The organism is Laspinema palackyanum D2c, from assembly GCF_025370875.1.
In the GTDB taxonomy this organism is placed as follows: Bacteria; Cyanobacteriota; Cyanobacteriia; order Cyanobacteriales; family Laspinemataceae; genus Laspinema; species Laspinema palackyanum.
In genome coordinates this window covers 151,101-165,007 of sequence record NZ_JAMXFD010000005.1, presented here as the reverse complement: position 1 = coordinate 165,007, position 13,907 = coordinate 151,101, and the positions used below count along the sequence as shown (strand labels likewise).

Annotated in this window: 14 protein-coding genes; 9 read left to right on the top strand and 5 right to left on the bottom strand. The window is 49.1% G+C overall.

What is annotated here, in order from left to right:
- Positions 1 to 290: 290 nt before the first annotated feature.
- From NG795_RS08865 to NG795_RS08850, 4 genes are all read left to right on the top strand, one after another.
- Entirely contained in the window at positions 291 to 671 is a 381-nt protein-coding gene (locus NG795_RS08865; protein WP_367288296.1) for a response regulator, read from the top strand.
- A gap of 135 nt (positions 672 to 806) precedes the next feature.
- A complete protein-coding gene (locus tag NG795_RS08860; RefSeq protein ID WP_367288295.1) occupies positions 807 to 1,058 on the top strand; it encodes a DUF1816 domain-containing protein in 252 nt (83 codons plus the stop codon).
- Between the two features lie 1,384 nt (positions 1,059 to 2,442).
- Positions 2,443 to 2,670, top strand: a complete 228-nt coding sequence (locus NG795_RS08855) for a hypothetical protein (protein WP_367288294.1) — start codon at positions 2,443 to 2,445, stop codon at positions 2,668 to 2,670.
- A 115-nt stretch (positions 2,671 to 2,785) separates the two neighbouring features.
- Entirely contained in the window at positions 2,786 to 3,007 is a 222-nt protein-coding gene (locus NG795_RS08850; RefSeq protein WP_367288293.1) for a hypothetical protein, read from the top strand.
- Between the two features lie 137 nt (positions 3,008 to 3,144).
- Here NG795_RS08850 and NG795_RS08845 read toward each other — a convergent pair whose 3' ends face one another.
- The gene (locus tag NG795_RS08845; protein WP_367288292.1) at positions 3,145 to 3,972 is read right to left on the bottom strand and encodes an SDR family oxidoreductase; all 828 of its coding nucleotides are present in this window, start codon (positions 3,970 to 3,972) and stop codon (positions 3,145 to 3,147) included.
- 223 nt (positions 3,973 to 4,195) lie between these two features.
- Here NG795_RS08845 and trxA point away from each other — a divergent pair, with 223 nt between their 5' ends.
- Positions 4,196 to 4,513, top strand: coding sequence for a thioredoxin (gene trxA, locus NG795_RS08840; protein WP_367288291.1), 318 nt, complete (start codon positions 4,196 to 4,198; stop codon positions 4,511 to 4,513).
- 144 nt (positions 4,514 to 4,657) lie between these two features.
- Positions 4,658 to 5,248 (top strand): hypothetical protein, encoded by a 591-nt coding sequence (locus tag NG795_RS08835; protein ID WP_367288290.1) that lies wholly within the window; start codon positions 4,658 to 4,660, stop codon positions 5,246 to 5,248.
- Positions 5,249 to 5,291: 43 nt separating this feature from the next.
- Here the strand turns inward: NG795_RS08835 and prmA are convergent, their stop codons facing one another.
- Positions 5,292 to 6,179, bottom strand: a complete 888-nt coding sequence (gene prmA / locus NG795_RS08830) for a 50S ribosomal protein L11 methyltransferase (RefSeq protein WP_367288289.1) — start codon at positions 6,177 to 6,179, stop codon at positions 5,292 to 5,294.
- 257 nt (positions 6,180 to 6,436) lie between these two features.
- Positions 6,437 to 8,020, bottom strand: a complete 1,584-nt coding sequence (gene serA, locus NG795_RS08825; RefSeq protein ID WP_367288288.1) for a phosphoglycerate dehydrogenase — start codon at positions 8,018 to 8,020, stop codon at positions 6,437 to 6,439.
- Positions 8,021 to 8,478: 458 nt separating this feature from the next.
- Here serA and NG795_RS08820 point away from each other — a divergent pair, with 458 nt between their 5' ends.
- Positions 8,479 to 8,985 (top strand): hypothetical protein, encoded by a 507-nt coding sequence (locus NG795_RS08820; RefSeq protein ID WP_367288287.1) that lies wholly within the window; start codon positions 8,479 to 8,481, stop codon positions 8,983 to 8,985.
- 376 nt (positions 8,986 to 9,361) lie between these two features.
- On the opposite strand, the gene NG795_RS08815 is transcribed toward NG795_RS08820, so the two are convergent.
- Complete coding sequence (locus NG795_RS08815; RefSeq protein ID WP_367288286.1) at positions 9,362 to 9,967, bottom strand: YkgJ family cysteine cluster protein; 606 nt, start codon at positions 9,965 to 9,967, stop codon at positions 9,362 to 9,364.
- A gap of 268 nt (positions 9,968 to 10,235) precedes the next feature.
- On the opposite strand from NG795_RS08815, the gene NG795_RS08810 reads away from it, so the two are divergent.
- Positions 10,236 to 11,015, top strand: coding sequence for a photosystem II electron transport protein, Sll1252 family (locus tag NG795_RS08810; protein WP_367288285.1), 780 nt, complete (start codon positions 10,236 to 10,238; stop codon positions 11,013 to 11,015).
- Positions 11,016 to 11,199: 184 nt separating this feature from the next.
- On the opposite strand, the gene NG795_RS08805 is transcribed toward NG795_RS08810, so the two are convergent.
- Positions 11,200 to 11,370, bottom strand: coding sequence for a hypothetical protein (locus tag NG795_RS08805; RefSeq protein WP_367288284.1), 171 nt, complete (start codon positions 11,368 to 11,370; stop codon positions 11,200 to 11,202).
- A 131-nt stretch (positions 11,371 to 11,501) separates the two neighbouring features.
- On the opposite strand from NG795_RS08805, the gene NG795_RS08800 reads away from it, so the two are divergent.
- The gene (locus tag NG795_RS08800) at positions 11,502 to 13,415 is read left to right on the top strand and encodes a CHASE2 domain-containing protein (protein WP_367288283.1); all 1,914 of its coding nucleotides are present in this window, start codon (positions 11,502 to 11,504) and stop codon (positions 13,413 to 13,415) included.
- Positions 13,416 to 13,907: the final 492 nt, after the last annotated feature.

The window sequence follows — 13,907 nt, the reverse complement described above, 5'->3', positions numbered from 1 at the left end:
AAGCTGTTTCCCCCATAAAGGCATTCCGGCGATCGCCAGTTCAGGGATTCCCAACGGAACCCTCAGCGAATGCCTGATCATCTTTTACTCTCGTCCTGGCGCAATCGGCTACATTGTCTCTTAAATCTTCGGGCGAAAGGAAGCAATCCTGTGATGATGTCCCGATATTGTCGGAGTTTTCTCCGATAACTGGAAAACTCAAGCTCAAAGATATTTCTTCCCTGTATCATTTTTAATGTTTCGTTCCGGTTCGTCCCTGTTAGGGCGTCCATTTTTTTCAGGAGGTTTGCGTGAGTTTGAAACGAATTTTAGTGATTGATGATGAAGACGATATCCGGGAAGTGGCTCAACTCAGCCTGGAAATGGTTGGAGGCTGGGAAGTGCTCACCGCCAGTTCCGGTCATGAGGGACTCCAGGTCGCTGAAGCCAAACAGCCGGATGCGATTCTCTTGGATGTGATGATGCCAGATATGGATGGCCCTGCTACGTTTAAAAAACTCCAGGCTAATCCCTCAACCCAACAAATTCCAGTAATTTTGCTCACCGCAAAAGTGCTTTATGCCGATCAACGCCGCTTTTCAGAACTGGGGGTCAACTCGGTGATTGCCAAGCCGTTTGAACCCATGAATCTAGCCGCTCAGGTGGCCTCAGCTCTCGGTTGGGAACCCTAATCTCCCCTATCCCCGATTGATTCACCACTTCTTTATCATTATGTTTTAAAATGTGTCCCGATGAGCGGTTCGTAAATTCTTTTTTGCGTACAATCACCTTCATAAGTATAGAACCACATCTCGCGGAGCACCTTGATGAAAATAGCAGAAACGATTGAACAAGCTTTTACTTCTTATTTGGAAAAGCTGGGAATTGCTTGGTGGATTGAAATCGTTACCGCCGAACCAACTTGCACTTACTACTTTGGTCCCTTTATGAGTGCCAAAGAAGCCGAGGGCTATAAAGGGGGCTACCTTGAGGATCTCGAAAGTGAAGGTGCTCAAGGATTTGCTGTCTACATTCACCGCTGTCAACCGACTGAACTCACCATCGCCAATGACCTGTAAGAGGAGGAATTGGCAGTTTTAATCCCCTTTAGCTCTAACAATTTTTACCCCCAACCCCAGGCCGCTCATGAGGGAAGGGGGAATTTTTTGCGCTCTACATGATACCCAAGGAAAATTCAAGGTTTATCCCCCGCCGCTCCCCCTGGACTCATCAATTTTTACCCACTATTCTAGGGGGTCCTAATCTGAACCCCTCATTTTTTCACCCCAACAACAATCCTAAACCCTAAATAAATTCCGATGAATTCATTGGAGTAAACTCTCGGGAGCCTATTAGGGAGTGGCGGCATCCCTCTAGGTAGCGAGTCTCAATCATGATGGCGATAAAATTCATCCGTGGGAGCATCTTCTTCCCTACTGCTGATCAGGAAAAATGACTAGGGAGCAAGATCCTCCCACTCCGCCTTGCCGAATTCTCCCATTCGCTTAGATGCCCTCTATCGCAATTTTCAATGATTTGTAACCCAGTCCCCCAGGAGTGAAGCCCCCTTTCGGGGAATCCAAACCCGAGAGGAGAGTTGCAACTAGAGAGCGTTTCTCCAACCGATTTAGGACTACGATAGTGACCCTTGCTGGCATTTGACAAGGGCTCTCAACCGGAACAGATTCGTCCTGCCGCTGAGCTTTCCCCATGCCTTTTTATAGGGCATTGATCCGGGCTTTCTTAATACCCAACTGCGGCAAGATGCCCTATCTAGTCAGGAGGGGGAAAGACCTTCTTTACCCTCATCACTCCATCGGTCCGGGGATCGCATGGTTTCTGTACCCGGGGTTACACCATTGACAAGAAAATCCCCCTAGAGCTTTCCCCTTTTTACCGTTCTTCCCCTTCTGCCCTCTATAAATAGCCTCCCGCCGTTTTTCTATAACAATTAGCGCCGTGAATTCCCTGAACCACCCGATGGCAAAAGCCCGCTAATCTGGTTACGGCCCGATAAATCAGGGTCAATTGATCCCGGAAGCGAGGCTTTACGGCCACTTAAACCCTGGCCATTTTTAATCCTTGATTTGGCAAACCTTAAAATCATCCTTTAGATAGATTAAATCGCGATGATTTATCAATTTTTATTAACCCAGGCAAGGGAAAGCCGGTTATTAGAAAAGGGAGGGGATTGACCCGTTATCATCTGAGTTACCCTGGATTCTCAGCCGATCCTCTGCGATCCCTCCTGGAAATCTTCCGAGTTGTCTAGGGCTATGACGGCGAAAAAGAGGGAAAAAAGTCCTCAACCCGGGCGAAAAATGGTTGGCTCAAAAAAAAATAAAAAAATCTCCATTTTTTTCCTGTATCTTCACGGTATCTTCACATTCTTGCTTTAACTTCAATCATAGAGCTTAATTCAGCTCGGACTGTCCTAACGATAACTGCCAGGAGTCCCTAGCCATGCCCGCCGCCTACCTAACCCTCTTAACCATCTCGATTGGCTCTGTATGGATTTACTTAAGAGCTTCGGCTGATGTTCCATTTGTACTAGCAGCTTTAACAGCGGTGGTTTGCTTTATTTGGGGATTCGCTTTGGCCCCTTGGCTAGTGCAGTTATTCATTATTGGACTCGTCCTCAGTTTAGATAAATTTTACCTTTCTAAAGCAGGCCGTCTGGGTGGAAATTAACCCGAGTCAGCCCCCGAGTTTCCTCCGTAAAATCACGGAAGATTTTAAGAACAGCACATTTCTCCTTACAAGTTTCTACTGACTTTTCTTCTATTCTCAAACAGGTTTAAAAATCATGAACAATTGCCCTTGCTGCTCTAGTGCTTTACTCCGCCACGCTCGTCAGAGTGGTGTTTATTGGTTCTGCCCCCATTGCTGGCAAGAAATGCCGGATCTGGCTGCAATGGTCGTGCAACCTCGTCAGCGCGTACAGCAGCTAGAACGTTTAATCGATCTTTCCACGATTTCCTCTAGGTCCGCTCGACAATCCCAACGTGAGGTTCGCAGTATTGCATAAGGCATTAGATAGGCTATTAATGATTTACCTGGGTTAGAAAAAATTTATGTTGTTCAGAGACACGCCGTTTCAGATATTGCGAGCGTGTCTCCTGCATTCTGGATATCTTCTGGGCGGGGGTCGATCGCCCCCTGGCGCTATAGCAGGGTTTCTGGATAGCGCAATTCAAACCCGGTCCGTTTCAGTTTCTGATTCGAGAGCCTGAGATGATAAGAACGCTCCAAGGGAACCGAGGGGTCCCAGGAAATGGGAGCCAGATTGTGGAGATCGCAGAGACGATCCATCAGTTGGCGCATCGGCTGGGGGGCATCATTCACCAGATTGTAAATACCCGCGCAACGCTGACGACAGACCAAGGCGATCGCCTCTACAATGTCCTCTAAATGAACCCAATTACTCCAATATTCCCCAGTCCCGGGACGAGTCGTGCCTGCAAAGCGGCTAAAAATTTTCAACAGTTCACGCTCAGGTCCATAAATTCCCGCCAACCGCAGAATACAGACATTCAGGCGATCGCTTTGGGCGGTTAGCAAAACCTCCTCCGTCTGAGCTAACACCGAGGCATTTTGATTCCCCGGTGCCACGGGGGTAGTTTCATCCACCCATTCCCCCTGGTGGTCCCCATATACCGACGAGCTACTGGTATAAATGACCTGCTGAACTCTGGGGGATTGCTGCAACACCCGCACCAGGGTCTTCGCCGTCTCCAGATAGGTTTCTTGATAATCCCCCCCCCTGGGAGGCGCGACGCTTAACAGGATCACATCTTGATTTTGGACCATCGATGCTAGGGCCTGGGAATCATTCCCCTGGAGCACCACCACCTGTTGCGCCACCTGTTCGAGTTCCTCCAGGCGATCGCCCCGGGTTGTGGTCGCGGTTATACTATGTCCATCCTCCCGCCATCGCCGTGCCACCGCCGTACCCACATAACCACAGCCAATAATTCCAATATTTAATCCCATTGTGACGCATTCTCAATGTTGCCTCAATATTCTCCCTAATTTTGCTATCCTTTAACCGTTTCCAATCAACTCTTTAACCGTTGATTCCCAGTATAAATACCTCATCCGCTGGGGAGTTCCCACCTTACAATCCATCGGTTTCTTATCTCCCCCCACCGGATATTCATGCTCTAGCTATCATAGAGATATTGTAATTCTCGGTTCAAAAGAGCCGTTTAAGTGTATGACCGTTAAAAAACAGTTTGCCAGTTTTGAAGAAATGCTCACCGATTCCGAAGTACCTGTTCTCGTGGATTTTTACGCCGCTTGGTGCGGTCCCTGTCAAATGATGGGTCCCGTATTGGATGAAGTGAATGCTCGCTTAAAAAATCAGATTCAGGTTGTTAAAATTGATACGGAGAAATACCCCGATCTGGCAACAGAACATCGCATCTATGCCTTGCCGACTTTAGTTCTATTTAAAAATGGAAAACCTGTCCAGCGATTTGAGGGATTTGTCAGCGCAGAACAGCTTATTCCCAAACTTGAATCCCTGCTATAAGGGAATCCAGATAACGTGAAGTTAGCGCGACTCTCAATCAATTGTACTTCCGGTTGGTAACCCTGATGTAGGGAAGGGGTAGCAAATTGAGGCCGGGATGGGATATCCTAACCGGGAGTACCGATATCCAATAAGCCATGCCTGATGAATACACCCAGTCACGCGATCGTCAATCTTGCGCTGTTCAGTCCGTTTTCCCAACCCCAAGGGAATCTGGCGATCGCGGTGGGTGCAATTCTTCCGGACCTCCCCATATTTTTGTTTTATGGTTGGGCTAAATTCATCAGAAAACTGCCGGAACGTCAAATTTGGAGCGAGGGTTATTGGCAACCCGGGTTGCAAAATTGGGTGGCCTTATTTCATTCGATTCCTGTCGCCATTTTTGCGGCAATTTTGGCTGATTATTGCGGTTGGGAAACGGGAAAATATATCTTTATGAGTATGGTGTTCCATTCGTTAGGAGACTTGCCGGTGCATCATGATGATGCCCATCGGCACTTTTTTCCCTTCAGCGATTATCGCCTGATTAGTCCGATTTCCTATTGGGATCCGCAGCATTATGGGGGAATTGTTGCCGGAGTAGAAGTGGTGGCGGTGTGGGTGGCAACGGCAGTGAGTTTTCCCGGGGTCGCTTCTTTAATGGGGAAAGGACTGATAGTGGCGATCGCCGGATTATCTGCGATCGCCTATTTCTATATTTACGCTCGTCCTCGGTTATTTAAATCCTCTCCCTAAAACTCCGACAAGACTTAACCGAGTCCAGAATTACCGCAGGAGATTAGTTGCGGCGAATCGTGAAACAGCACCAATCTTTGCGTCGCCAGAGGGTCGCCACAACCCAACCATATTGTTCTAGAGTATCAGCCACAGGTTTGGCTTGGTCTAATAAAACCCCACTAATAATGCCCCAAGTGCTCGGTTTAGAAATCGCATCCATTTGGGGAATTAAATCGATAATTACTTCAGCGAGGATATTACAAACAATCCCATCAACGGGTTCCTCACTAAGTTGTTTAACCATCTCAATACTGCCCAATTGAGCTTGTAAAAGCGACTCATCAATCTGATTTAATTCCCGATTGCGCCGAGTCGATTTCACCGCTAGAGGGTCCGTATCCACCGCATAAACCTGCTTAGCCCCGAGTAAAATTGCGCCAATGGATAAAATGCCCGAACCACAGCCAATATCAGCGATCGTGGCGTGAGTTTCTTCGTATCCGAGGCGCATTTCCAGAGCTTCGAGACAGAGTTGGGTGGTAGGATGAGCGCCGGTACCGAAAGCAACACCGGGGTCCAATTGTAATACTAGGCGATCGGTTTCAGGAATGGGCAGCCATGCGGGGTTAACCACAAAGCGATCGCCAATTTCTTCGGGATGCCAGTGTTGCTTCCAACTACTCGACCAATCCTCCTCCTCAATCAGATTCCATTGGACTGCGGGAATCGGCAGATTCACACATAGAGCATCTTGACGAAAGAGTAAAGACAACGCCGCCAAATCCAATAAATGCGCCCGTTCCTGGGGGAGATAGGCAGAAATCAAACAGGAATGGCCTTTCATCTCACTGGCAGTACCGCGACAGCCAAAAGTTTCCACTCGTAAGAAGACCAAATCTTCTAACGCCGGATCGCAGAGCACTTGTATTTCCCACCAGTTGTTAGCCATAGCCTGTGAGTTCAGAGTCCTGATTTGCGGTTGCGTTCTTGTATTGTGATTCAGAGCAGAGGATTGGCCTGCGATCGCACCAGGTCAGGGTCAAACCCTTGCAGAAATCAACGGTTCCCCGGTTCTATCCCCAACCGAATCACCCTTCAATTTCGCGGATCGGGATTCAAACCACATCTTTGATCCAGTCTGCGATCGCGCCGACCCTGACACCGGGGATCTAAAACCCGTCTTCTGCCTTCAGGAAACTTTTCCTCCTATAACATTACCGTATAGGCATCCCGAATACCTGGAACCTTCATAATTTCTGCTAAAATCCCTTCCGGCAGGGGGTCATCCAGGCTCAATACCATCACCGCATCCCCACGCACGATTTTGCGCCCCACCTGCATACTGGCAATATTGACATTAAAACTGCCCAACAAAGAGCCAATTTTGCCAATAATTCCCGGCATATCCCGGTGGCGAGTAAACAACATATGGTGAGTCGGGGGGACATTAATCGGAAACTCATCAATATCCGTAATCCGAATTTCCCCATCCCCTAACAGCGCACCCGTTACCGAGTGGTCCCCAAGGGCACCCTTAGCCTCTAGGTGCAGAGAACCCGTGTAATCACGAATGGAACCATCCCGAGTTTCAATAATGCGAATGCCTCGTTCTTTCGCTTCAATGCTGGCATTCACATAATTCACCCGTTCGCGTAATGCTTGGGAGAGTAACCCTTTCAGGGCTGCCACCACAATCGGTTGACTGTTATTATCTGCCAACTCGCCTTGGAGACGCACATTCAGCAACTCGACCCGACCCCCAGCCAACTGACCCACCAAATTCCCAAGGTTTTCTGCCAGTTGCAGATAGGGACGGAGTTTTTCCAAAGCATCGGGGTACAAACCGGGGATATTCACCGCCGATCGCGCCGGTAACCCCAGAAGGACATCTCTAATTTGTTCCGCAACATCGATCGCCACATTGATTTGTGCTTCTGCCGTAGAAGCCCCTAAGTGTGGCGTCAGAATCGCTTCTTTCCCCAGACTCCGCAAGGGAGAATCCGCTTCTAAGGGTTCATTTTCATAAACATCAAGGGCGGCCCCTCCAATTCGTCCCTCTTTCAATGCCTCAGCTAAAGCCGCTTCATCAATAATGCCCCCTCTAGCGCAGTTGATAATCCGCACCGTGGGTTTCATCTTAGCGAGGGCTTCGGCATTAATCAGATTAGCCGTTTCTGGGGTTTTGGGAATATGCAGGGTGATGTAGTCGGATTCCCGGAATAGTAAATCCATATCGACTAACCGGCATCCGAGATGATCCGCCCGTTCAATGGAAATAAACGGATCATAAGCCAGCAACTTCATCCCCATCGCTTTCGCCGCTGCCGCAACATGGGAGCCAATTTTGCCTAATCCCACAATGCCGAGGGTCTTTTTGTAGACCTCTGCACCGACATAGCTTTTGCGGTCCCATTTGCCATTTTTAACCGAGTGGTTGGCATCGGGAATGTAGCGAGAAAGGGAGAGCATCATCGCTAGGGCGTGTTCCGCAGCAGCAATGGTGTTTCCTTCCGGGGAGTTCACCACCACAATCCCTTTACGGGTGGCAGAAGGAACATCGACATTATCCACACCGACTCCGGCACGACCAATAATTTTAAGTTGGTTACCGGCTTCGATAATTTCTGGGGTGACTCGGGTCCCCGAACGAATCATCAGGGCATCGTATTCGGGGATAATCTGAACTAATTCTTCGTTGGATAGCCCTGTTTTCACATCAACTTGGGCAACTTGGGAGAGGATATCCAGTCCAGCTTGGTCTATGGGATCGGAGACAAGAACCTTGGGCATGGTCAGCTTTTAGGTGGCAACAAACAACAGCAGTCTCCTCTTACCGGGGAGTTTCGGGCGGCAACGGGTCTGGGTGAGTCCGAGGGAGGGGCGATTCTCGTTCCGAGACGCTTGGCGATTCTCGTTCCGAGACGCTTGGCGATCGCAGTGCAATCTCGCTCTCTTCGGTCTACTGGGCAGACTTGTTGCAGTAGGTCATTTTAACTGGAAAGGGTCTGCTATAGCTCAATGACCTAAAATTTTTAAGGTTTCAGGGACTGGAATTTTTGTTCTGCTTTCCGCACGCCGAGGGGTTTCTTCCCTCCTTCCTCCTGGATCCCGGCCTCAGTCGTTTCCCTCTCACCGGCCTTCGGACCCAACTCGATCTAAAATGAACCGAGAGAGGGTTCCCACGCCTAGGCGATCGGCACCCCTCAATCCATCCTTAGAACCGTATATTAACCTCATAGATTTCCTCCATGAATTATCTCGTTGCTGTTGTATCAGACCGGATTCAGGCAGAAACCGCTTACTCTGTCCTCGAAACAGAAGGCTTTCCCCTCAACCAAGTCTCTATTTTGGGTAGGGGTTATAAAAGTGCGGATGAATATGGCTTAATCGACCCCAACGAACAAGCAATTAAACAAAGTAAATTGATGGCAACTTGGTTAATTCCCTTTGGCTTTGTTGCCGGAATTATCTTTAGTGTCATTTCAGGTTTGCAAACCTTTAGTTGGGCCGGGGAAATTGGCAATCATGTCGTAGGCGGATTCTGTGGGGCAGTTGCCGGTGCAATGGGAAGCTTTTTTGTCGGAGGCGGTGCCGGAGTTGCCTTCGGCAGTGGCGATGCCTTACCCTACCGCAATCGCCTCAATCAAGGCAAATACTTGATTGTGGTTAACGGTTCCCCCCGGGCAATTAATCAAGCTAGTTTGATTTTGCGAAAGCTTGACTTAGAAGGTTTGAAAAGCTATTTGGAAGAATAAAAATAGTAGGAACTTGCAGGATTTATTAAATTTGAAAACGACTTCAGTCGTTCTCCCCGTTCGTAGTAACGACTTTAGTCGTTTCTTCCCTCGGGCATTGTTGGCCCAGTCTGGGGTTTATCCCTAAAGTTAAGGCCCGGAAACGACTGAAGTCGTTACTACGAACGGGGATAATTTCTCTTTGTTCGTAGTAACGACTTCAGTCGTTCTTTTATCTTCGTAAATAGCGTTAATTTTTAGGAATACTGAAATTGGGAAATCCGGAAACGACTGAAGTCGTTACTACAAACGGGGAAACTACAATTTTAGTGGTTTCTTTATGGTTTGGGATTACGAATTCAGTCATTTTTGAGCTGCTTATTGAGACTCCGTACTGTTAAGCCACCCAGTCGCCATCCTGTTCTCCAACGGTCAAGTGAGCGATTAGTCCGACTCGTTGTAAGGCGCGTTCTAAGGCTTGATTAATGGGAAACCGATCGCTGCCTAGAGAGGGGTCAATATTAGCCATCTCCGTTGCAACTTCTCCAAAATTCGGTGCACTCATCCCTTTGGCGATCGCCTCTTTTGCCCCTTCTACTTCTTCCGGAATCGTCTGCTTTTGGCGGATACAGGCAGCTAATTCCGGATTCCCTTGCTTATTCTTCACCGTCGCGAAGGCGAACAAGCGGCAGAGGGTGGGTCGCCAGGAATAAACACTACAACGCCCATTCTCTGGAACAAACGGATCCGGGCGATAAAATAGGCAAGATTCAGACCCATTCAGAGTAGAAAGGCGTTCTAAATAATCTGCCGCTTCTCCAGTGCGCCATAACTCTAGGGCCAGAGGCATCATTTCTAGGACCGTTGCCTCTACGTCGGGATTTTCACAGCATTTGCCACATCCCGGTGGACAGTGCAATCCAGTTGCTGTTTGAAATGCTGCCGTTTCAGTATCAATGCGATCGTATAACGCGACTATCTGTGGGATGACTTCACTGTTCATACATTTTAAAAACTCCAATCCCAGTTAGGGGGAGAAAACGAGCCCTCTCTAATATTTAGCTTAGGTGGGACAAGATTGGGGGAACTGGAGGGAGAATCTTTTTCCACCCCACGGGTTCAAGGTTGAGGTGCATGACCCTAAGTGGAGGAGAGGACGATCGCGAACCCCTCACCCCGGATGACCGATCGCAATACTACCCCTTTCCGGTCAACCAGGGAGTTCAAAGGATAAAATAAACCCTAGTGTTAAAGCAAGAATTAGTAAACGAATGCTACCAAGGGAAGAACTATTAAAAGGTGTTGAAAATCGTGAGCAAATGGCTCACATCCTGGATCTGGCCGATCGCGCGATTAAAACTTGGGAAGTGGCGGTGACGGATTTTCTTTCCCCGATCGAACTGATGGAAACCCAGACAGCGTTCAATCGCCTGACGGAGGTTCATCTGGTAGCATTCGGGGGATATCCCCAGGCGGAACGACAACGGGTGGCGATCGCCCGCGTCGATTTACCTTTAGATGCCACCAGTGTCCCCTTAGCGACGTTAGAAATTGCCGGTAACTTTTTGTTTGATTCCGCCAGTCACCGGGACTTTTTAGGGTCTATCTTGGGGACCGGCATTGTGCGCGAAAAAGTCGGAGATATTATTGTCCTGGGGGAACGCGGTGCACAGGCGATCGTCTCCCCGGATCTGGTGGAATTTTTGGAGATGAGTTTAACCCAGGTGCGATCGGTCCCAGTGAAAACCCAGCGCATCGAGTTGGGGGAATTGAAAATTCGCGAACCCAAAAAGAAAGAGTTAACCACCGTCGAGGCATCCATGCGCTTAGATGCGATCGCCTCTGCTGGATTCGGGATGTCTCGCAGCAAAATGGCCGATTTAATTAATAGCGGAGATGTCCGCGTTAACTGGAAAGACATCTCTCAAACCAGTTACCAAGTTAAACCTAACGATTTAATCGCCATTCGCGGGAAAGGACGCCTGGAAGTTGGAGAAGTTCAAGTTACGAAAAAAGAACGCTATCGGATTCAGCTTACCCGGTATTTGTAAGCGATTGGGAGAATGGGGGAGTTGAGTGCAGTTTAATTGACCACTGACCCCTCAACTCTCCCCAATTGTGGAGCCACCTAAACCGAAAGCGCCCTTTCTGTTGTGTTCATCACTCCTCGAAAAAATAATAATTTAGAGATGCAAGGAATTTTTTATTCTATTTCTTCGAGCTATTCCCGATTATTTAAGCCTTGCTTAATTTGGGGAGTTGTTTAACTGAAAAATAGCGGGTGTTTATATCAGGCAAATCCACTGCAAAGGGCTTCGGAAATCCTGGGAGAATTCCTAAAAATTTGGCGATCGCCTCCTCTAGGGCAATTGAAGGGTCTGACCCCTCACTCCGGGTTAAAATCATGTCATACTGTCAAAAAAACAGGGGTATCCTGGGTTGACCGTTCGGGAATAATCGCTGCTATGGTACGCCAAAATCAAGAGTTTCTTGATCAAACCCACGAATCTAAAAGATTAAATCACAGTAGGAGATCTGTGTTTGCCAAGTTCTTGCGCCAGATTCAGAAAAAACTGCCCGATTTGACGGGGGTAGCGGTGGTCGGGATGGCGACCCTTTGTACCTCCGGTGTTGTGCTGGGAGTCCGGCAACTCGGAGGTTTCCAACATGGGGAACTGATGGTTTATGATCGGCTGATGCAGTGGCGTGTGGATGAGCCCCCGGATCCTCGGATTGCGATCGTGACGATCTCTGAAGAAGACATTCAGGCCGAGGGATGGCCCCTATCCGATCGCACCCTGGCCCAGGCCTTGGAGAATTTGCAACGATATGAACCCGTGGCGATCGGCTTGGACCTGTATCGGGACCTCCCCCAACCCCCGGGACATCCTGAACTGCTCAAAGAATTAGACGCCCCGAATATCATCGCCATTAGAAACGATTCCCCCGGGGTGAACCCACCGCCGACTGTCCCCGCAGAACGCATCGGCTTTAATGACTTGGTAAGCGATCCCGATGGACCGATTCGCCGGAATTTAATGAGCTTCGTACTCAATGGGGAAACTAACTTTTCTTTTTCCCTCCAACTGGCGATGCTCTATCTAGGGGACCAGGGATTTTCTCCCCAACCCAGTGAAACCCAACCCGGTCAAATCGTCTGGGGAAAAGCCGTACTAGCGCCATTGCAGTCCAACTCTGGAGGTTATACCCACCTGGATGCTCAAGGCTTCCAGATTCTCCTCAATTATCGGTCTCGAAAGGAGGTAGCCCCGTCCATTCCCTTGTCGGAAGTCCTAGCCGATCGCCTAGAACCCGAATGGATCCGGGATAAAATTATTGTCATCGGGACCACCGCCCCAAGTATTAAAGATGTACACCAGACCCCCTATAGTTCGGTAGAGAACAATCCCTTTATGCCCGGGGTATTGATTCATGCCCAAATGCTCAGTCAGTTATTGACTGCCGTCTTAGACGGGCGGCCTTTATTTTGGGTGTGGTCGGAGTGGGCCGAAGTGCTTTGGGTGATCGGCTGGATCGCTGTGGGCGGGACCATCGGTTGGCTGATTCGGCATCCCTTAATTTTGCCCGGGGTCACTGGGGTCAGCGCGGGGAGTTTATTTTTAGCCAGTTGGATTCTGTTTAGCCAAGCGGGTTGGGTGCCGGTGGTGGCACCTCTGGTTGGTTTGGCGATCGCCGTAGCCGGGGTGGTTGCCTTTCGGGCTTACCAGTCGGGACAGCAACAGCAGATCGTCATGAAACTTTTAGGACAAAATGCCTCTCCAGAAGTGGCCGATGCCCTTTGGGAAAACCGAGATCGCCTGCTCAAAGATGGTAAACTTCCCGGTCAAAAACTGACCGCCACCATGTTATTTACCGACCTCAAGGACTTCAGCACCATCTCAGAGCAAATGCCCCCCGAAGCCCTCCTAGAGTGGCTAAACGAATACTTGGATGTTCTCAGTCAAGTGGTCCAAGACCATCAAGGAATTATTAACAAATTTACTGGGGATGGCATTATGGCGGCGTTTGGGGTTCCCCTGCCTCGTCAGTCCAGTGCAGATATCGCCCGGGATGCTCGCAATGCTGTCGCCTCGGGTCTGGCAATGGGCGATCGCCTCCAAGAACTCAACCGCAACTGGCAAAAACGCGGCCTCCCCGTGATTCAGATGCGCGTCGGAATTTTTACCGGGGCGGTGGTTGCCGGTAGCCTAGGGGGAAAAGAACGCCAAGAATACGGCATTATCGGCGATAGCGTTAATATCGCCTCTCGCTTAGAAAGCTGTGAGAAAGACCGACAATCCAGTATTTGTCGCGTACTCATTGCCTACGAAACCCTGATTCATATCCAGGACGAGTTTTTTGTGGAACACTGGGGACCCTTGGCCCTCAAAGGGAAACAACAAACGGTTGATGTCTACCGGGTGGTTGCTCGTCGCCCCCCGACTCCCTAGAACGTCGGTAACCTCGGGGGAAGACAAACCGGGATTCTGTCCATAATTTTGGCCTAGTTCTAAGGTTAGCTGGGGCAGAAACCCGGGTTCTTGTCCTTTGGCTCTCAAAACCCATGCCCCAGAGGAACTCTCCCCAATCCGGCGAACTCTATTAGACTTCTTGCAAAAATCCGGATTGATCCCCCTTTCTCTCCCTTAAGAACGCCAATCGGCTTTTTAGAATTTTGCAAGAAGTCTATTCTGGAGGATTGCCAACTCTCCAAAATCATGAGCAATCGGGGGGAACAGTTCCAAAAATAATGCGTCTACGATGGATAGACTTTTTAATAGTTGTAACGGAATGCTCGTATTTTAGAATCCCTTCGGGAGATTCCCATCCCATCGCAATGGTCTGGACTTAGGAATTGATTTGAACGGGCTTTAATCTCGGATGACCGGGAATGGTTGCTTGGGTTAGGGGAAGTCTGAAGGCAACCGACTCAACCGGGACAA

What these genes read in the sequence shown, in the direction of transcription:
- NG795_RS08810 (WP_367288285.1), top strand. Translation starts at nt 10,236, where the DNA reads ATGCTACCAAGGGAAGAACTATTAAAAGGTGTTGAAAATCGTGAGCAA.
- trxA (WP_367288291.1), top strand. Translation starts at nt 4,196, where the DNA reads ATGACCGTTAAAAAACAGTTTGCCAGTTTTGAAGAAATGCTCACCGAT.
- serA (WP_367288288.1), bottom strand. Translation starts at nt 8,020, where the DNA reads ATGCCCAAGGTTCTTGTCTCCGATCCCATAGACCAAGCTGGACTGGAT.
- NG795_RS08815 (WP_367288286.1), bottom strand. Translation starts at nt 9,967, where the DNA reads ATGAACAGTGAAGTCATCCCACAGATAGTCGCGTTATACGATCGCATT.
- NG795_RS08835 (WP_367288290.1), top strand. Translation starts at nt 4,658, where the DNA reads ATGAATACACCCAGTCACGCGATCGTCAATCTTGCGCTGTTCAGTCCG.
- NG795_RS08845 (WP_367288292.1), bottom strand. Translation starts at nt 3,972, where the DNA reads ATGGGATTAAATATTGGAATTATTGGCTGTGGTTATGTGGGTACGGCG.
- NG795_RS08850 (WP_367288293.1), top strand. Translation starts at nt 2,786, where the DNA reads ATGAACAATTGCCCTTGCTGCTCTAGTGCTTTACTCCGCCACGCTCGT.
- NG795_RS08805 (WP_367288284.1), bottom strand. Translation starts at nt 11,370, where the DNA reads ATGATTTTAACCCGGAGTGAGGGGTCAGACCCTTCAATTGCCCTAGAG.
- prmA (WP_367288289.1), bottom strand. Translation starts at nt 6,179, where the DNA reads ATGGCTAACAACTGGTGGGAAATACAAGTGCTCTGCGATCCGGCGTTA.
- NG795_RS08855 (WP_367288294.1), top strand. Translation starts at nt 2,443, where the DNA reads ATGCCCGCCGCCTACCTAACCCTCTTAACCATCTCGATTGGCTCTGTA.
- NG795_RS08860 (WP_367288295.1), top strand. Translation starts at nt 807, where the DNA reads ATGAAAATAGCAGAAACGATTGAACAAGCTTTTACTTCTTATTTGGAA.
- NG795_RS08820 (WP_367288287.1), top strand. Translation starts at nt 8,479, where the DNA reads ATGAATTATCTCGTTGCTGTTGTATCAGACCGGATTCAGGCAGAAACC.